General features: G+C 68.7%; 21 protein-coding genes. 11 read left to right on the forward strand and 10 right to left on the reverse strand.

The features are described from left to right. Positions 1 to 6 precede the first annotated feature (6 nt). Genes pstC through pstB form a run of 3 tightly spaced genes read left to right on the forward strand, consistent with a single transcriptional unit; the run spans position 7 to position 2,902 of the window. Positions 7 to 1,017 (forward strand): phosphate ABC transporter permease subunit PstC, encoded by a 1,011-nt coding sequence (pstC, locus tag OH768_RS24350; protein ID WP_406456901.1) that lies wholly within the window; start codon positions 7 to 9, stop codon positions 1,015 to 1,017. After that, a complete protein-coding gene (pstA, locus tag OH768_RS24355) occupies positions 1,014 to 2,075 on the forward strand; it encodes a phosphate ABC transporter permease PstA (protein ID WP_406456903.1) in 1,062 nt (353 codons plus the stop codon). Before pstC ends, pstA begins: the two co-directional genes overlap by 4 nt. Positions 2,076 to 2,125: 50 nt before the next feature. Continuing rightward, complete coding sequence (gene pstB / locus OH768_RS24360; RefSeq protein ID WP_019073697.1) at positions 2,126 to 2,902, forward strand: phosphate ABC transporter ATP-binding protein PstB; 777 nt, start codon at positions 2,126 to 2,128, stop codon at positions 2,900 to 2,902. A 120-nt stretch (positions 2,903 to 3,022) separates the two neighbouring features. On the opposite strand, the gene OH768_RS24365 is transcribed toward pstB, so the two are convergent. The 3 genes from OH768_RS24365 to OH768_RS24375 all read right to left on the reverse strand — a co-directional run bounded on the left by OH768_RS24365 (position 3,023) and on the right by OH768_RS24375 (position 5,232). After that, a complete protein-coding gene (locus tag OH768_RS24365) occupies positions 3,023 to 3,439 on the reverse strand; it encodes a hypothetical protein (protein ID WP_406456905.1) in 417 nt (138 codons plus the stop codon). A 166-nt stretch (positions 3,440 to 3,605) separates the two neighbouring features. After that, entirely contained in the window at positions 3,606 to 4,604 is a 999-nt protein-coding gene (locus tag OH768_RS24370) for an anion permease (RefSeq protein ID WP_406456907.1), read from the reverse strand. A 7-nt stretch (positions 4,605 to 4,611) separates the two neighbouring features. Beyond that, entirely contained in the window at positions 4,612 to 5,232 is a 621-nt protein-coding gene (locus OH768_RS24375) for a DUF47 domain-containing protein (RefSeq protein ID WP_026151758.1), read from the reverse strand. A 197-nt stretch (positions 5,233 to 5,429) separates the two neighbouring features. Here OH768_RS24375 and OH768_RS24380 point away from each other — a divergent pair, with 197 nt between their 5' ends. After that, on the forward strand, positions 5,430 to 5,795 hold the full coding sequence (locus OH768_RS24380) for a metal-sensitive transcriptional regulator (RefSeq protein ID WP_406465419.1): 366 nt from the start codon (positions 5,430 to 5,432) through the stop codon (positions 5,793 to 5,795). Here OH768_RS24380 and OH768_RS24385 read toward each other — a convergent pair. Next, positions 5,792 to 5,971, reverse strand: coding sequence for a hypothetical protein (locus OH768_RS24385; protein ID WP_262061519.1), 180 nt, complete (start codon positions 5,969 to 5,971; stop codon positions 5,792 to 5,794). The genes OH768_RS24380 and OH768_RS24385 overlap by 4 nt on opposite strands. 105 nt (positions 5,972 to 6,076) lie before the next feature. Beyond that, positions 6,077 to 6,922 (reverse strand): hypothetical protein, encoded by an 846-nt coding sequence (locus OH768_RS24390; RefSeq protein ID WP_406456909.1) that lies wholly within the window; start codon positions 6,920 to 6,922, stop codon positions 6,077 to 6,079. A gap of 394 nt (positions 6,923 to 7,316) precedes the next feature. Here OH768_RS24390 and OH768_RS24395 point away from each other — a divergent pair, with 394 nt between their 5' ends. Beyond that, positions 7,317 to 8,876, forward strand: coding sequence for an FAD-binding oxidoreductase (locus tag OH768_RS24395; RefSeq protein WP_406456911.1), 1,560 nt, complete (start codon positions 7,317 to 7,319; stop codon positions 8,874 to 8,876). Between the two features lie 6 nt (positions 8,877 to 8,882). Here the strand turns inward: OH768_RS24395 and OH768_RS24400 are convergent, their stop codons facing one another. From OH768_RS24400 to OH768_RS24410, 3 genes are all read right to left on the reverse strand, one after another. Next, positions 8,883 to 9,590, reverse strand: a complete 708-nt coding sequence (locus tag OH768_RS24400) for a phosphatase PAP2 family protein (protein WP_406456913.1) — start codon at positions 9,588 to 9,590, stop codon at positions 8,883 to 8,885. 165 nt (positions 9,591 to 9,755) lie between these two features. Then, entirely contained in the window at positions 9,756 to 10,700 is a 945-nt protein-coding gene (locus OH768_RS24405; RefSeq protein WP_406465421.1) for an NlpC/P60 family protein, read from the reverse strand. Positions 10,701 to 10,880: 180 nt separating this feature from the next. Continuing rightward, positions 10,881 to 11,669 (reverse strand): trypsin-like serine peptidase, encoded by a 789-nt coding sequence (locus tag OH768_RS24410; protein WP_406456915.1) that lies wholly within the window; start codon positions 11,667 to 11,669, stop codon positions 10,881 to 10,883. A 177-nt stretch (positions 11,670 to 11,846) separates the two neighbouring features. On the opposite strand from OH768_RS24410, the gene OH768_RS24415 reads away from it, so the two are divergent. Together OH768_RS24415 and OH768_RS24420 are read left to right on the forward strand one after the other, a co-directional pair. After that, complete coding sequence (locus OH768_RS24415; protein WP_406456917.1) at positions 11,847 to 12,125, forward strand: DUF397 domain-containing protein; 279 nt, start codon at positions 11,847 to 11,849, stop codon at positions 12,123 to 12,125. Next, complete coding sequence (locus OH768_RS24420) at positions 12,118 to 12,501, forward strand: VOC family protein (RefSeq protein ID WP_406456919.1); 384 nt, start codon at positions 12,118 to 12,120, stop codon at positions 12,499 to 12,501. Before OH768_RS24415 ends, OH768_RS24420 begins: the two co-directional genes overlap by 8 nt. A 15-nt stretch (positions 12,502 to 12,516) precedes the next feature. Here the strand turns inward: OH768_RS24420 and OH768_RS24425 are convergent, their stop codons facing one another. After that, positions 12,517 to 13,278: an SDR family oxidoreductase gene (locus OH768_RS24425; protein WP_406456921.1), complete on the reverse strand. Its 762-nt coding sequence runs from the start codon at positions 13,276 to 13,278 to the stop codon at positions 12,517 to 12,519. 56 nt (positions 13,279 to 13,334) lie between these two features. On the opposite strand from OH768_RS24425, the gene OH768_RS24430 reads away from it, so the two are divergent. Next, on the forward strand, positions 13,335 to 13,976 hold the full coding sequence (locus OH768_RS24430; protein ID WP_406456923.1) for a TetR/AcrR family transcriptional regulator: 642 nt from the start codon (positions 13,335 to 13,337) through the stop codon (positions 13,974 to 13,976). Here the strand turns inward: OH768_RS24430 and OH768_RS24435 are convergent. Beyond that, positions 13,939 to 14,877, reverse strand: a complete 939-nt coding sequence (locus tag OH768_RS24435; RefSeq protein ID WP_406456925.1) for an oxidoreductase — start codon at positions 14,875 to 14,877, stop codon at positions 13,939 to 13,941. The two genes, OH768_RS24430 and OH768_RS24435, sit on opposite strands and share 38 nt — an antisense overlap. Before the next feature lie 99 nt (positions 14,878 to 14,976). On the opposite strand from OH768_RS24435, the gene OH768_RS24440 reads away from it, so the two are divergent. The 3 genes from OH768_RS24440 to OH768_RS24450 all read left to right on the forward strand — a co-directional run bounded on the left by OH768_RS24440 (position 14,977) and on the right by OH768_RS24450 (position 17,436). Continuing rightward, positions 14,977 to 15,579 carry a TetR/AcrR family transcriptional regulator gene (locus OH768_RS24440; protein WP_406456927.1) on the forward strand — a complete coding sequence of 201 codons (603 nt, stop codon included), beginning with the start codon at positions 14,977 to 14,979 and terminating at the stop codon, positions 15,577 to 15,579. Next, positions 15,576 to 15,890, forward strand: a complete 315-nt coding sequence (locus OH768_RS24445) for a hypothetical protein (RefSeq protein WP_406456929.1) — start codon at positions 15,576 to 15,578, stop codon at positions 15,888 to 15,890. Before OH768_RS24440 ends, OH768_RS24445 begins: the two co-directional genes overlap by 4 nt. 172 nt (positions 15,891 to 16,062) lie before the next feature. Beyond that, positions 16,063 to 17,436, forward strand: coding sequence for a peptidase S8 (locus OH768_RS24450; RefSeq protein WP_406456931.1), 1,374 nt, complete (start codon positions 16,063 to 16,065; stop codon positions 17,434 to 17,436). The last annotated feature ends 65 nt before the right edge of the window (positions 17,437 to 17,501 follow it).

The following is a 17,501-nucleotide window of genomic DNA, read 5'->3' on the forward strand; positions in this document are numbered from 1 at the left end:
ATCCCGATGGATATATCGACAAAGAACCCTGAAGAAGCACCTCCTCCCACCCCTGAGCCCTCCGCCGCCGCGCAGAAGCGTGTCGCCCGAGGTGCCACCCGACCCGGTGACCGGATCTTCCTCGGTCTCTCCCGCGGGTCGGGCATCCTGCTGTTGGTGATCATGGCCGCCATCGCGGCCTTCCTCACCTATCGCGCTTCCCTCGCGATCAGCAAGGACCACGCGAACTTCCTCACCACCTTCGAGTGGAACACCAGCCTGGTCCCGCCGAAGTTCGGCATCGCCGTCCTGGCGTTCGGCACGGTGGTGTCCTCGGTCATCGCCATGGTCATCGCGGTCCCGATCGCGGTCGCCATCGCCCTGTTCACCACGCACTACGCCCCGCGCAAGCTCCGCGGCCCGGTCTCCTACGTGATCGACCTGCTGGCGGCCGTACCGTCCATCGTGTACGGCCTGTGGGGCGCCCTGATCCTGGTCCCGCACATGATCGGCCTCTTCGGCTGGCTCAACGACTACTTCGGCTGGACCGGGATCTTCTCCTGGGAGGAGGGTGCCCCCCGCTCGATGCTCACCGTCGGCATCCTGCTCGCGATCATGATCCTGCCGATCATCACCAACGTCAGCCGTGAGGTCTTCCGCCAGGCCCCGCAGATGATCGAGGAAGCGGCCCTCGCCCTCGGCGCCACCCGCTGGGAGGTCATCCGCATGGCGGTGATCCCCTTCGGCCGCTCCGGCGTGATCTCCGCCTCGATGCTCGGCCTCGGCCGCGCGCTCGGCGAGACGATGGCCGTCGCCACCGTGCTCTCCCCGGACTTCATCATCCACGCCAGCCTGCTCAACCCGGGCGGCGGAACCTTCGCCCAGAACATCGCCAGCAAGTTCAGCGAGGCGACGCAGGACGGCCGGGACGCGCTCATCGCCTCCGGTCTGGTCCTGTTCGTCATCACCCTGCTGGTCAACGGTGCGGCCCGGCTCATCATCGCCCGCCGCGCGGAGTACTCGGGGGCCAACGCATGAGCAACGCAGCCGTAGTCGACAAGCCCGCGAGCACCCTGCAGGGCGCGACGCTCCCCAAGTGGTCGCCGTACGCGATCGCCGGCGGCTCCATCGTGCTGGCCGTCCTCATCGGTCTGGTCGGCAGCCTGGACAGCAAGATCCAGTGGGGCCTGATCGCGGCGATCCTCTTCGTCGTCGGTACGTACGTCATCGCCGCCCGCGTCGAGGGCCCGCGCCAGGCCAAGGACCGCATCGCGACCAGCCTCGTCTGGGTCGCCTTCCTCCTCGCCGTCGTGCCGCTCGTCTCCCTCCTGTGGACGACGATCTCGCGCGGTGTGAAGGTCCTCAACGTCTACTTCCTGACCCACTCGATGGGTGTGGTCGCCGACACCGAGCCCGGCGGCGGTATCTACCACGCCATCATCGGCAGCCTGGAGCAGGTCGGCCTCGCCACTCTGATCGGCGCCCCGATCGGTGTGCTCACCGCGATCTACCTCGTCGAGTACGGACAGGGCAAGCTCTCCAAGGCGATCACGTTCTTCGTCGACGTCATGACGGGCATCCCGTCGATCGTCGCGGGTCTGTTCATCCTGTCCCTCATGATCATGTGGGACATGCAGCCCTTCGGCTTCGCCGGTTCCTGCGCCCTGGCCATCCTGATGATGCCGGTCGTGGTCCGCTCCACCGAGGAGATGCTGAAGCTCGTCCCGAACGAGCTGCGCGAGGCCTCCCTCGCACTCGGCATCCCGAAGTGGCGCACGATCCTGAAGGTGGTCCTTCCGACGGCCATCGGCGGCATCACCACCGGCATCATGCTGTCGGTGGCACGCATCGCCGGCGAGACCGCGCCCGTCCTGCTGCTGGTGTTCGGCAACCCGTTCATCAACAACGACCCGTTCCACGGGGCGCAGGCGTCGCTGCCGCTGTATATCTATCAGCAGTTCGCGCAGAGCGCGGGCGCCGGTGCGGCCTACGACCGCGCCTGGGCCGCGTCCCTCACGCTGATCGCCTTCGTGATGATCCTCAATCTGGTGGCCCGCGGCATCGCCCGCTGGAAGGCCCCCAAGACCGGTCGCTGACCGCGACCTCCTCAGCGACCGTTCTGAACCCCCCTGGAAGTGAAGCAGTCATGGCCAAGCGAATCGACGTAAGTGGGCTCACCGCCTACTACGGCTCCCACAAGGCAATCGAAGACATCTCGATGACGGTCGAGCCCCGCACGGTGACGGCCTTCATCGGCCCCTCCGGCTGCGGCAAGTCGACCTTCCTGCGCACGCTCAACCGTATGCACGAGGTCACGCCCGGCGGCCGGGTCGAGGGCAAGGTGCTCCTGGACGACGAGGACCTCTACGGCCACGCCATCGACCCGGTGTCCGTGCGCCGCGAGATCGGCATGGTCTTCCAGCGCCCGAACCCCTTCCCCACCATGTCGATCTTCGACAACGTGGCGGCGGGCCTGCGCCTCGCCGGCTCGTACAAGAAGAGCGAGCTGACGGACGTCGTGGAGAAGTCCCTCAAGGGCGCGAATCTCTGGAACGAGGTCAAGGACCGCCTGAACAAGCCCGGTTCGGGCCTGTCGGGTGGTCAGCAGCAGCGCCTCTGCATCGCCCGGGCGATCGCGGTGGAACCGAAGGTCCTGCTGATGGACGAGCCCTGCTCGGCCCTCGACCCCATCTCCACCCTCGCGATCGAGGACCTGATCGGCGAGCTGAAGGAACGCTTCACGATCGTCATCGTGACGCACAACATGCAGCAGGCGGCCCGTGTCTCGGACCGTACGGCCTTCTTCAACCTCGCGGCGGTCGGCCAGCCCGGCAAGCTCATCGAGATCGACGACACGGAGCGCATCTTCTCCAACCCGTCGGTCCAGGCCACGGAGGACTACATCTCGGGCCGCTTCGGCTAAACCGGGAGTTCCTCTTCCAGAACCCCTCGCGGTGCTGCATGGCGGTGCCACCGCGAGGACGAAAAGGGCCCGCCCCTGGCTCCCGGGGGCGGGCCCGTTCGCATGTCCGGCCGAGCAGTCCTACAGGGGGCTACCGGCGTACTGATGCTCCCAGTCGCCGCACGTGGCCGTTTGCACGACACCGTTGTCCCAGAGACAGACCCTGATGTACACGGTCGAGGTCTCGGAGACGTTGTGGTCCTCGTACACGCAGTTGCCGGCACCGTTGCCGTCGTAGATCGGGTGCTGGGTGCCGCCGCTGCCGACCTTCCAGTAGCCGATGGCGCCGGCGCCGTCCGCCTTGTTGTCGCAGACCCCGAAGTGGTCGCCGTAGCTCTCGAAGTACATGGAGCCGGCCTGGTAGACGTAGTCGGCCGTCTCATCCGTGACGGCCTCGGCCCGCTGGGCCGACGCGGGAGAGGCCGCGTAGAGGAGCAGGCCCGTGAGAGCCGACGCCACCCCCGCCCCGGACATGAGGTGACGACGAAGTTTGGACATAGGGATCCCCCACCCTCGCATGGCGCGTTCTATTCGAACGCTTGAGCCCCAGAAGCTAGCAGCGATCCCGACGACACCACCGGGTTTTCGGGAAAGCGGTTTCACCTTCACAGGAATGGCCCGCTCCGGAAGCCGGAGCGGGCCACTGACCAGAGTGAAGGGAGGGCTACAGGAACGCGAGGTTCACGACCCAGAACGCAGACGCGGCCACCACCGCGGCAGCCGGCATCGTGATGAACCACCCCATCACGATGTTCTTGGCGACACCCCACCGCACCGCGTTCACCCGCTTCGTCGCGCCCACACCCATGATCGCCGAGGTGATGACATGCGTCGTCGACACCGGCGCCTTGAAGAGATACGCCGTGGTGAACATGATCGCCGCCCCGGTCGTCTCGGCCGCGAACCCCTGCGGCGGATCCAGCTCGATGATCTTCCGCCCCAGCGTCCGCATGATCCGCCAACCGCCCGCGTACGTCCCCAGCGACAGCATCAGCGCGCAGACGATCTTCACCCACACCGGGATCGGATCGCCGTAGGTCGAATGCCCGGAGATCACCAGGGCCATCACCACGACACCCATGGTCTTCTGCGCGTCCTGGAGGCCGTGCCCGAGGGCCATGCCCGCCGCGGAGACGGTCTGCGCGATCCGGAACCCGCGCTTGGCCTTGTGCGGATTGGCCTTCCGGAAGATCCACATGATCGCCGTCATGACCAGATAACCGGCGACGAGACCGACGACCGGCGACACGAACATCGGCACGATGACCTTGTCGACGACACCGTGCCAGATGACATCGGTACCGCCGGCCAGCGCGGCTCCCACCATCCCGCCGAACAGCGCGTGCGAGGACGACGACGGCAGGCCGAAGTACCAGGTGACCAGGTTCCAGGTGATCGCGCCGGTCAGCGCCGCGAAGAGGATCCCCATCCCCTTCGACCCCTGGGGCGTCTCGATCAGCCCCTCGCTGACGGTCTTGGCGACCCCGGAACCGAGAAACGCGCCGGCGAGATTCATCACCGCGGCCATCGCCAGCGCCGCGCGCGGAGTCAGCGCCCGCGTCGAGACGGATGTGGCGATCGCGTTCGCGGAGTCGTGAAAACCGTTCGTGTACGTGAAAAAAAGCGCGACCAGAATGGTCACGACCAGAGCGAAGGTGTCCATGAAGAGGTCAGGACTCCTTGACGGCGATGGTCTCCACCGTGTTCGCCACGTGCTCGAACGCGTCCGCCGCCTCCTCCAGCACATCCACGATCTGCTTGAGCTTGAGCACCTCGATGGCCTCGTACTTGCCGTTGAAGAGCATGGCCAGCAGCTTGCGGTGGATCTGGTCGGCCTGGTTCTCCAGCCGGTTGACCTCGATCCAGTACTCGGTGAGGTTGTCCATCGTGCGCAGGTTCGGCATGGCCTCGGCAGTGAGCTCCGCCGCCCGCGCCAGTACCTCGATCTGCTGCTCGACGCCCTTGGGCAGTTCCTCCACGTTGTAGAGGACGACCAGGTCGACGGCCTCCTCCATGAAGTCCATGATGTCGTCGAGGCAGGAAGCGAGGTTGTAGATGTCCTCGCGGTCGAAGGGCGTGATGAAGGAGGAGTTCAACTGGTGGAAGATCGCGTGCGTGGCATCGTCACCGGCATGTTCAGCGGCCCGCATACGCTCTGCGATCTCGGCCCGGCCGGCGGTGTCCGCCCCGAGCAGTTCCATGAGGAGTTTCGAGCCCGTGACGATGTTGTCCGCGGACGCGGCGAACATGTCGTAGAAGCTCGTCTCCCTGGGGGTCAGACGAAAGCGCACAAGGGGTCCTCGGGATGCATCGGTTTCGGTCAGGCTGATGCTAAGTGCATCATCCGGCCACGGCTAATGGGCCGTCCCCCAGTGTCGCCCATCGGAAACCGTGATCCGCACGGGGGCGTACCAAGGGCCCTATACCCAGCAAAGTTCGTTACGATATACCCACTAGGGGTATATGTCTGGAGGACGCCATGGACGCGATGACGACCACCGAGGCCGGCGCGGCGGCAGCGCCCTCCGAACCGGCCCAGGAACCGGTGACGCACGGTTACCACCACCAGAAGGACGAGCACCTCAAGCGGCTGCGCCGGATCGAGGGCCAGATCCGCGGCCTGCAGCGCATGGTCGACGAGGACGTCTACTGCATCGACATACTCACCCAGGTGTCCGCCTCCACGAAGGCCCTGCAGTCGTTCGCGCTGCAGCTCCTGGAGGAGCACCTGCGGCACTGCGTCGCCACTGCAGCCATTGAGAGCTCCGCTCTGGGGGCCGTCAAGGGCGGCGCGGAGATCGACGCGAAGGTCGAAGAGGCGACGAAGGCGATCGCCCGGCTCCTGCGTACCTAAGGCCTGTTGGAGGCGTCCCGTTCCTCGGCCACTTTCAGCACCTCGTCGATGCTCTCCAGGCTGAGCCGGTCCTGGGCGGCCGAGGCCGCGATGATCAGGTCTCCGCACAGCTCGATCTCGGCGAGTGCCACGTGGTCCTGAACTGCCGTACCGCCGACCGGAGCCACGTGCGTCACCTCTTCTCTGCCGTTACCGACTTCCTAGAGTAGGGAGCGGTCTACACACCGCGCATGGCACGGACGGGCTAGTTCTCACACAGACTCATCACCGATCGGTTCAGGTCACTTCTCGGCGATCTGCCCGGCGTAGATGTCCTTCGACGCCGGAAGCCGTACGTCCACGGGAGCCCCGAAGTCGTACAGCAGCGTGGTCGAGGCGACCGCCACGGTGCTGCGGCGCTGCCCGTTGACGAAGCTGAACCGCTGCCGGACCTTGCGGACGCGCCCCCGGTCGTCGAGGTAGACGTCGAAGGGCACCCGGGCGGTGGCGAACCCTTTCGCCGCCGACCTCAGAGCCGCCTCGTTCCCCGCCGAAGCACTCCTCGCGGCGACGGAGAGATCGGCGACCCCCCGATAGTGACGCACGGAGGCCCCGGCCACCTCCGTCTTCCCCAGATACGTCGCCGTAGTCGTCCCGCGCAGCACCTCGGCGGCGGCGTAGGGGTCGGTGGCCCCGCCGGTCACGAGGTTGCCGTCGGACAGCGTCCCGGTGTCGACCCGTACCCACTTGTCGGCGGGCACCCCGGCGCCCCGGTTCTTCATGAACAGGGCGCCCGGCGCGAGGAGTTCGGTGATCGGCAGGTGCTCACTGGCACCGGCCGGGTCCTGCGGCAACTGCACGGTGAGTCGGCCGAGCTGTCGCCGGAAGTCGTAGCCGCCCGCGCCGCGGATGGTCACGCGGGTGCCGCCGGTGGCCATCTCCATGGACGTACGGGCCTGTGAACTCCCCGCCGCGACAAGGGTGTCGGCCGCGCGCCGCACGACCACGACCGCGTCCCCGCCACCGCGCGCGTCCGCCGTGTCCGCCCCGCCGCCACCGCCGCACCCGCCGGCCCCGGCACAGACCCCGACCACGAGCCCCGCCGCGACGACCACCCCACCGGTGCGCCTGCGCTGCCGCTCCTCCATCGCTGCCGTACCCCCGGTACGTCGTCACGGGCCCCCTGTCGTTCGCCTAACGAGCGGGCAGGTGGCCCCGTCACGCGTATCCGGGCCGGGTACAAGGACATACGGCCGCCATACGAACCCTTTACGGAACCTCGGTAACGTTGTCGAGGTGGCGCAGCAGGACGGCCGAGAGGCTCCCCCCGTACATCCGGAACATGGCACGACACTCGTCGAGCAGGGTCCTTTCTGCTTCGGCCGGTGCGTGTGCGGCTGGCGCGGACCGGCGAGACGGGCGAGAAGCCAGGCCAGAACGGACGCCGCGGGGCATCTGTCTGTTCCGAACCCGTGACATGAGCGCGAGAACTTGTGGGGCGCCGGACGTATCTCATCTCACGGAATCCCCACAGGAGGCGAAATGGAACGGCGTACGTTCATAGGCGGCGGCGCGGCCGCGATAGCGGCGGTGGCCGCGTCCGGGTGCAGCGGCGGCAGCCTGGGCATCGGCAGTGGTGACACGTCCACCGTGGCCAACGCCGCCAAGGCGACCGGCACCGGCAAGCTGCCCGCCGCCGCAGCCAACTGGGCCGCCCTCGCCCGGGATCTGGACGGCACCCTGGTCCGCCCCGGTGACGCCTCCTGGAAGACGGCCCACCAGCTCTACAACACCCGCTTCGACAACCTGAAGCCGGCCGCGGTGGCCTATGTCGCGAACCCCGACGACATCCGCTCCGTCCTCTCCTACGCCCGCGCCCACAGCATCAAGGTCTCGATCCGCAACGGCGGGCACTCCTACGCCGGCTGGTCCTCCGGCGACAACCGGCTGATCGTCGACGTGTCGAAGCTGAACAAGATCCGGGCGAGCGGCTCCTCCGCGGTCGTCGGCGCCGGCGCCAAGCTGATCGACGTCTACCGGGGCCTCGCCGCGAAGGGCGTGACGATACCCGCCGGCTCCTGCCCCACGGTCGGCGTCTCCGGCCTCACCCTCGGCGGCGGTCACGGCGTGGTCTCCCGGGCGTACGGCCTGACCTGCGACAGCCTCACCCAGGCCACGCTGATCACCGCCGACGGCAAGCAGCTGGTCGCCAACGCGAGCGAGAACAAGGAACTGTTCTGGGCGCTGCGCGGCGCGGGCAACGGCAACTTCGGCGTCGTCACCGAGCTGCAGTTCAGGACGCACCCCGCACCCCAGGCCGTATCGGGCTATCTGACCTGGCCGTCGTCGATGGCCGCGGCCGTGGTGAAGGCCTGGCAGGAGTGGGGCCCGGACCAGCCCGACGAGATCTGGTCGTCCTGCCATCTGTCGAACACCCCCGGCGGCATCCCCAAGGTCTCCGTCGCCGCCTTCTCCCTGGGCACCTACAACGAACTGCAGAACGCGGTCGACAAGCTGGCCCACCTCGTCGGCGGCAACGCGTCGAGCGTCTCGCTCAGGCGGCACACGTACGAGGAGTCGATGAACGCCTACGCGGGCTGCTCGTCGTTCTCGACGGACGCCCAGTGCCATCTGCCGGGTACGACCCCGGGCCGTAACCCGCAGGGCGCCCTGGCCAGGGAGACCTACACGGGCCGCTCCGACTTCTTCGACCGCTCGATCTCGGACGCGGGCATCCAGACGATGCTGGCGCAGATGCGGTCGGTCAGCGGCAACGGCGACATCGCGCTGACGGCCCTGGGCGGCGCGGTCAACCGGGTCTCCCCCACGGCGACGGCCTTCGTGCACCGCCGCTCCCGCATGCTGGCCCAGTACCTCGTGTCCTGGCCGGCCGGCACCGCGGGCGCCGCGGCCCAGTCCTGGCTGACAAGGTTCCACACCGCGATGAAGCCGTACGCCTCCGGCGCCGCCTACCAGAACTACACGGACCCCACCCTCACCGACTGGCGCAAGGCGTACTACGGCGACGCGGCAACCCGCCTGACAACCTTGAAGAAGCAGTACGACCCGAACCGCTTCTTCAGCTATCCGCAGGGGCTGTAGGACTCCCTAGGCCGCCAGGTCCCGTTCCTCAGTCCCCGAAGCCTCCGTCCGCGCACCCGGAATCACCGCATCCCGGGCCATTCGGCGGGCGTCGGCGGAGCGGACCAACCACCCGCCCCACATCGAGCTCTCGACAGCCTTGAGCACCGGCGTGAGCAGAGCCATCGCGAGCGGAGACAGAAGGAGAGCGACAGCCGTGCCGAGCGCGAACCCGCCGATCACGTCGGTCGGATAGTGCACGCCCAGGTAGACCCGGCAGAACCCCTCCACCAGCGCGAGCCCGATCCCCAGCAGCCCGAACCGCCGGTTCGCGACGAACAGCGCGACGCCCATCGCCATGGTGATCGTGGCGTGATCGCTCACGAAGGAGTAGTCGGTCTTCCCGGAGACGAGGACATCGATGCCGGTGTGGTCGAGGAAGGGGCGGGGCCGCTCCACGAACCCGCGGATGGGCACGTTCACAAGAACGGCGATCGCCGCGGCCAGCGGAGTCCAGACGAGCGCCGCGACGGACTGGGCGGAGTCCTCGCCCCCGCGCCGCCGCACGGACCACCAGCACCACACCACCAGCAGCACCATGGCGACCAGCAGTCCGTACTCACCGACGAACTCCACGACCCGGTCGAACCAGTGCGGTGCGTCCTTGGCGAGTCCATTGATGTCGTAGAGCAGATCGACGTCGGGGTTCGACCCGGATTCGGCGAGTACAGCCATGGTGCTGCGGCTCCTTCGTCGTAGTTCCGGGCGCACCTCTCGTGCGCATTACTGAACAGGAACGCATGGCCCCGCTTCATACGTTCCACACTCCACCGAATGATCACTCAGACGTTATCGAAGAGAGACCCATCGCCGCAGCTCAGGGGGTGGGTTCACGCTCGGTCACACCGTCGTGGGGAGCGCTTTCGCGCCATCTTCGGTGACCCGGGTGGCGCCGAAGTAATCAGGGGTGTCAATGGGGTCGAACCGGATCACAGCACCCGTCCGGGGCGCGTCGATCATGTATCCGCCGCCGACATAAATCCCCACATGCCGGATGGCACGGGAATTGGTGAGGTCGTCCGAGAAGAACACCAGATCTCCCGGCAGCAATTCGGCCCGCTGCGGATGCGGTCCCGCGTTGTACTGGTCGTTCGCAACGCGCGGCAGCGTGATCCCCGCGCTCTCGAACGCGGCTTTGGTCAGCCCCGAGCAGTCGAAGCGCCCGCCCTGGTCGGCGGTGCCGTTCCCGCCCCACAGATAGGGGGTGCCGAGCTTGTTCTGGGCGTAGGTGATGGCGGTGGCGGCCTGTTCGGAGGGGTCGACCCGGCTGACGGGGGCGGCGAAGCTCTGCTCCAGGGACGTGATCGTCTTCACGTAGTTCTTGGTCTCGGCGTACGGCGGCACGCCCTGGTACTTGATGACCGCGTACGCGCCGGCGTTGTACGAGGCGAGCATGTTCTCGCTCTGGTTGCCGGGCACGTCCTTCACATAGGTGGCGAGCTGGCAGTCGTAGGTCGCGGCCGACGGAATCGCGTCGTTCGGGTCCCATACGTTGCGGACGCCGTCCCCGTTGCCGTCGATCCCGTGCGTGGCCCAGGTCCCGGGGATGAACTGCGCTATCCCCTCGGCCTTCGCGGGGCTCTTCGCGTTCGGGTTGAAGCCGCTCTCCTGGTAGAGCTGGGCGGCGAGCAGTGCGGGGTTGAGGGCGGAGCAGAGGTTGCCCCATTTCTGCACGAGTGACGAATAGGCCGCCGGCACCGCGCCCTTGGCGAGCGAGACGCTGCCTCCGCCGGCTCCGTTGACGAGGTTCCCGGCGACGAGGTACACCCCGACGACGAGCAGCATCACGAAACTGAGCCCGAGCCCGGCCGCGACCCCACCGATCACCCATACTTTTCGCACGGCTCAACCCTCCCCCATGTCAGCCCTGTTCAAGGCCATTTCGGGGCAGGGTGGCGGCATTTCGCTGTGTTTCCGCCGGATGTGACGCGTATTCAGCGAGTGGAACGGGTGGTGCGGCGGCCCTTATTCCGGGTTCCTCGTGGCGTCCTTGTACAACTCGGCCGCTTCTTTCCCGAGCACGACACTGTAGGAGATATCGGGCGTCAGTCCGCCCTGTTCGTGTCCGCCGATGACGCCCACGACCTGCTGGTCCCCGTTCACCCAGGGGCTGCCACTGGTGCCGCCGGTGAAGCCCGGGCAGTCGATGCGCTGCTGGGTGGCGCTGTGCTGGACGGGCTTGTTGGTGCAGCTGATGGGCTGGTCGGTGGCGGAGGGGTAGCCGGTGATGGTCACGGCGGTGGACCCGGTGGCCATCCCGGTGGCGAACCGGTCGGCGCCGACCACGTCCTCGATGTTCCTGCCGTCCACCTCGGCGACCGTGGCGAAGCCGATGTCGCTGTCCTCGCCCTGGCCCTGGGACCAACCGTCCGGCAGGAACCGCTGCACGACCTTCCACACCCCGTACGGCGCCCTGCCGTCGCGGTAGCCGGGTACGAACACGTCGCCGGGGTCGCCGTCCAGGCAGTGGGCCGCGCTGACGATGAGGTTGTGCCCCGCGCTGTGCACCACGGACGCGGTGCAGTGGTGGCCGCCGGCCAGGCTGGCGGCGTGGGCCGACCCGAAGAGGGCTCCGACGCGCACGCTCTGTTTGTTCACCTCGGTCACGGTGGTCACCCCGAAGGGCCCCGGGCCGTCGTCGGCGGTCGCCACAGAAGCCGAGGTCAGGGCCAGCGTCACCACGGTGACGAACAGCGCGTACCGGCGGTTGCCCGCGAGGCGAGCGGAACGGGAGATGCGTGAGCTGCGCTTCATCGGCCCCCACTTTGTCCCACGAAGGTGAGAAAGGACGTCGACGTTTGCTGAGATTTCGCTGTGAAGGGCTCGTGCAATGACTCGTTCGGCGGCCTGTCCACCGTACTGTTCTCCCGCCTCTTCTGCCCCCTGAGCGATACTCGATGCCGTCCCGGCACCAGAAAGAGGTAGATCCCCGTGTCCGACATCCCCTCCGACCTCACCTGGGAACGCGCCGCCCCACCGGACGCGACGGGCCCGGGCCCCTGGATCGAAATCGCCTTCGGCGAGGGAGACGACGGCGAGGCCCCCGTCTACATCCGCGAGACCAGCGACCCCGAGAACGTGGTCACCACCAACCGCCGCAAGTGGGACGCCTTCGTACTGGGCGTCCAGGCAGGCGAGTTCGACCACTTCGTGGAGGGTGTGGAAGACGCGGCGGACGCAACAGCCCCGGAAAACGGGCCGCATGCATAGAAGCCGCGTCTTCGCCCTCCTGATCGACACCCCCGGGCCGGAGGCCGCCGCCGCTGCAGCCTTCTGGTCCGCGGCCCTCGGCGCCCCCGCCGAGCCGGTCCCCTCGGAGGCGCAGTTCACCACCCTCCACGAGGCAATCCCCGGTCTGGTCACGGCTGTTCAGGCGGTCGACGATCCCAACCCCCGCTTCCACATCGACATCGAGACCGACGACGTGGAGGCGGAGACCGCCCGCCTGCTCACCCTGGGCGCGACCCCGGTCTCCCGCTGGCTGGAGTGCCGCACCCTGCGCGCCCCCGGCGGCCACCTGCTCTGCGTCCTGCCGGTGCACAGCGACGCCGACGTCTTCAACGCCGAGGCACGCAGCTGGAGTTGACGGGGCCGGTACCGCTCAGAACGTTGTCGTCATCCCGCCGTCCACCGCGATCGTCTGCCCCGTGATGAACGACGCCGTGTCGCCCGCCAGGAACACCACGATCCCCGCGATCTCGGCCGGCCGCCCCCAACGCCCCAGGGCGGTACGGGTCTTGAGCCACCGACCCCACTCGGGGTCGTCCGCGAGACCGGCGTTGACCTCGGTCGCGAACGTCCCCGGAGCCACCGAGTTGACGGTCGTGCCGCTGGGCCCCAGGTCCGCGGCGAGTGCCCGGGTCAGCCCGTCGAGGCCGGCTTTGACCGTGGCGTAGGCGATGTCCCCGGTGCGGCCCAACTGGCCCATGACGGAGGAGACGTTGATGATGCGGCCGGGAGTGCGACGGGCGGCCAGGCCCTCGGCGACGGTCCGGCTCAGCGCGTACGCCGAGGTGAGGTGGATGTCCAGCATGTGCGCCAGCGCGTCCGGGGTCATGTCGTACAGCCCTCGCCGGTCTCGTTGGCCGACGTTGTTGACCAGGACGTCGATGTTCCCGAGCCCGCTCACCGCCTCCCGCGCCGCCGCACGCTCGGTGACGTCGAAGACCGCGGCCGAAGCATCCAGCCCGTCGTCACGCAGCGCCCGCACGGTCGCGCCGACGGTGGCCTGGTCCCGCCCGTTGATCAGTACCCGTGCGCCCGCCCGGGCCAGCCCCCGGGCCATCTCCAGGCCCAGCCCGCGCACCGAGCCGGTCACCAGGGCCGTACGCCCACCGAGCGAGAAGGCGTCGTGACCACCCATGCCGCGACCTCCACCGGAGCTGGCACTGAAACACTCGTTTCAGTTACGGTAGCGCAGTGGGCACGACACCGTCATCAGCGCCTTCTCCCCGGCGCACCGAACTCCTCGACGCCTGCTACGCCTACCTCCTCGAACACGGCCTCACCGGCCTGTCCCTGCGCCCCCTCGCCACCGCCACGGGCACCAGCCCGCGCGTCCTGCTCTACCTGTTCGGCAGCAAGGACGAGCTGCTGCGACAGCTGCTCGCCAGGGCCCGCCACGAGCAGGTCGGGATGATGGCCGCGATCCTGACGGAGCCGGACCGGGCGGACAGCGGGGCCCGTGCGGCCGGTGAAAGCTTCGACGACCTGGTCGAGCGCCTGTGGACCTTCCTCTCCGCGCCGGAGCAGCGCCCCATGGTGCGGCTGACGTACGAGGCCTTCCTGATGTCCCTAAGTCACGACCCCGGCCCGTGGGCGGGCTTCGCCGGCGAGGCGGCCCGGGAGTGGCTCGACCTCCTCGCGCGCGCCCAGCCGCCCGGCACCCCGCCCGCCCTCGCGCAGGCCCGGGCCACGCGGGCCCTGGCACTGGTCCGGGGCCTCCTGCTGGATCTCCTGGCCTGCGAGGAACCAAGACGGGTGCAGTCGGCGCTCACCGTCGGAACCCGGGAGCCGGTACCCGTTACGCCACCGCCCCCACCTGGAACCGCACCCCGGTGAGCTCCTCCGAAGCCGTCCACAGCCGCCCGGCCGCCACCACGTCACTCGCCTCCGCGCTGCGCCCCACCAGCGTCGGCGCCCCGCGCATCTCGCCCATCCCGCTCGGGCCGACGTAACTCGCGCCCGGCAGGTCCTGGGTCGCCGCGTACAGCGTCGGCAGGGCGCCGCCCTTGTCGTCCTGGGCCAGGACCCTGTTGCCCACGGCCATCAGCGCGCGGCCGACCGGGTTCGCCGTGTGGCTCTGGAGGTTGGTCGCCGCCCAGCCCGGGTGGGCCGCCAGCGCGCGGACGCGTGAGCCCGACTCGGCCAGCCTGCGCTGGAGTTCGAGCGTGAACAGCAGGTTGGCCAGCTTGGACTGGGAGTAGGCGCGCTGCGGGCCGTAGATGCCGTCCAGGTTCAGGTTCTCGAAGTGGATGTAGCCGTCGCCCATCCTGTGCGCGCCGGAGGAGACGGTCACCACGCGGTCGGTGATGTGCGGGAGCAGCAGGTTCGTGAGGGCGAAGTGGCCCAGGTGGTTGGTGCCGAACTGCGTCTCGAAGCCGTCCCGGGTGCGCCCCTCGGGGAGCATCATCACGCCCGCGTTGTTGATGAGCAGGTCCAGCGGGCCGTCCCAGCCCGCGGCGAACTCCCGCACGGACGCCAGGTCCGCGAGGTCCAGTCGGCGCACCTCGGTGCTGCCGCCCGCCTTCGCCGCCGCGGCCCGCCCGCGCTCCAGGTCCCGTACGGCGAACACGACGTGCGCGCCCGCGCGGGCCAGCTCTGCGGCGGCGGCGAAGCCGATACCGCTGTTGGCGCCGGTGACGACCGCCGTCCGGCCGGAGAGGTCGGGGATCCGGCTCGCGTCCCACTTGGGCGCCTTGCCGCTGTTCTTGTCACTGATGGTCTTGTCCGTCTTGTCCATGCCCTCCAATGTAGGCAACGACTACAATGCTGTCAACGACAACAATGATGTCGGCAGCAACAATGCTGGCGCCGACTACATCGGGATACGATGGTTCGCATGCCTGTACGCCCCTATCACCACGGAGACCTGCGCTCCGCCCTGCTCGCGAGCGCGGAGCGCACCCTGCTGGAGAAGGGCGTCGCGGCCCTGTCCCTGCGTGAGCTCGCCCGGGACATCGGGGTCAGCCATGCCGCCCCCGGCCGCCACTTCAAGGACAAGCAGGCCCTCGTCGACGCGCTGGCCCTGTCCGGCTTCGAGCGCATGGCCCAGGTGCTGAACGGCGCCGACGACGCGAAGGCACCGCTGGAGGAGCGCCTCATCGCGCTGGCGAAGGCCTATGTGCACTTCGCCGCGTCCAACGCCGAGCTGCTCGAAGTCATGTACACCCGCAAGCACGACCCGGACATCTCCGAGCAGCTGAGCGCGGCCGTCGAGAGCACGACGGTCCCCTTCGTGCGGATCATCTCCGACGCCCAGGAGCGCGGCGAGATCGTCGCCGGCGACACCTGGACCGTCAGCCTGGTGGTCGGCGCCGCACTGCACGGCACGGCCTCCTTCGCGGCCCAGAGCACACTCACCCCGGAGGCCGCGGTCGCCGACGTCCCGGCCCTGATCCACCATCTGCTGAACGGCCTCAAGCCCCGCGAGAACGAGCAGTGAGCGACAACTACTCGACGGTGATTCCGACCGACCCGCACGGGCAACCCGACCGGGCTGCCGCGAACCACGCCAAGCCGACGGGTTTCGCGAGCTTCAGGATCCAGGCCCTGCACCCGAACCGGGGGTGGCTCACCGAGGAGGAGCCGGCCTCCGTCACAGCCGCGCTCGGACATCCCCTGCGCCAGATCCTCGCGCACTTCCAGCGCACTTCCAGCGTCCCCCGCCGACCCTTGTCAACGCGCGTCACGCTGTGGATTTTCCGTGGAGAGAGTCAAGCCCGGGCCATTGCCACGCCATCCCGGCGCCATTGATCAGCAATCCCCCAACCCCCTTGAGTAACGCGGAAGTCAGAACTCCAGAACCCTTCTTGTTGTCACGTACTCAACAAGAGAAGGTCGTCACGGGCCGCCGCCCCCACCGGGAACCTCACCGGTGGATCCCCCACCCGCAGGCCTCTGCCCACCTCTCTCTGGAGGCTGTACGTTGCGTACGTCACCCCCCAACTCCCCCCACATACGCGGCAACTGGCGCAGAATCAGTTCTGCCGCCGCCGCGACCGCCGCGCTCCTGATCGCCGGACTCGGCACCGCGGCCCACGCGAGCGCCGCCGCGGACACCACGGCGAGCACCAAGAAGGTCAGCGCCAAGGCCGTCGCCGCGCAGGTCGCCAAGGCCCATGTGCAGTACGAGAAGGCCGCCTGCGGCGCCACCCCGAAGAAGGGGTTCGCCGCCTGTAACGCCCTCCGTGTCACCGGCGGCACCACCGCCTTCATGGAGAAGCAGGCCGCGCTGAAGGGCGTCACGCCGAAGACCATCTCCCCGAAGGCCGCCTCCGCCGACCCCACCGGCTACGGCCCCTCGGACATCCAGTCCGCCTACGGCCTCGCCGACGCGGCCGCCGACAACGGCTCCGGCGAGACCGTCGCGATCGTCGACGCCTACGACGACCCGAACGCCGCCGCCGACCTCGCGACCTACCGCTCGTACTACGGCCTCTCGGCCTGCACGGTCGCCAACGGCTGCTTCAAGAAGGTCAGCCAGACCGGCTCGACGACCTCCCTGCCGACGGCCGACAGCGGCTGGGCCGGTGAGGAGTCCCTCGACCTCGACATGGTCAGCGCGACCTGCCCGAACTGCAACATCCTCCTGGTCGAGGCCAAGTCCGCGAGCGACGCCAACCTGGGCACCGCGGTGAACGAGGCCGTCAAGCTGGGCGCCAAGTTCGTCTCGAACTCCTACGGCGGCTCGGAGTCCTCCTCCGACTCGACGTACGACACCTCGTACTACAAGCACCCGGGCGTCGCCATCACGGCCAGCGCGGGCGACGAGGGCTACGGCGCCGAGTACCCGGCCGGTTCGCAGTACGTCACCGCGGTCGGCGGCACCGCGCTCTCCACCTCCTCCAACTCCCGCGGCTGGACCGAGAGCGTCTGGAAGACCAGCAGCACCGAGGGCACCGGCTCCGGCTGCTCGGCGTACGACGCGAAGCCGTCCTGGCAGACCGACGCCACCTGCGCCAAGCGCATGATCTCCGACGTCTCCGCGGTCGCCGACCCGGCCACGGGCGTCTCGGTCTACGACACCTACGGCGCCGACGGCACCGGCTGGGGCACCTACGGCGGCACCAGCGCCTCGTCCCCGATCATCGCCTCGGTCTACGCGCTGGCCGGCACCCCCGGCAGCAGCGACTACCCGGCCTCCTACCCCTACGCCGCGGCCGGCACCTCGGCCCTGAACGACGTGACCAGCGGCAACAACGGCACCTGCTCCACCTCGTACTACTGCACCGCGAAGTCGGGCTACGACGGCCCGACCGGCTGGGGCACCCCGGAGGGCATCTCGGCCTTCACCGGCTGAGGCACTCCCGCAGAGCCTCCCCGTCGGGTCACGGGGAGCCGCCGGCAGAGGGGACGTGGGGTCCC

Origin of the sequence: Streptomyces sp. NBC_01622 (assembly GCF_045209635.1) — a bacterium.
Lineage (GTDB): Bacteria > Actinomycetota > Actinomycetes > Streptomycetales > Streptomycetaceae > Streptomyces.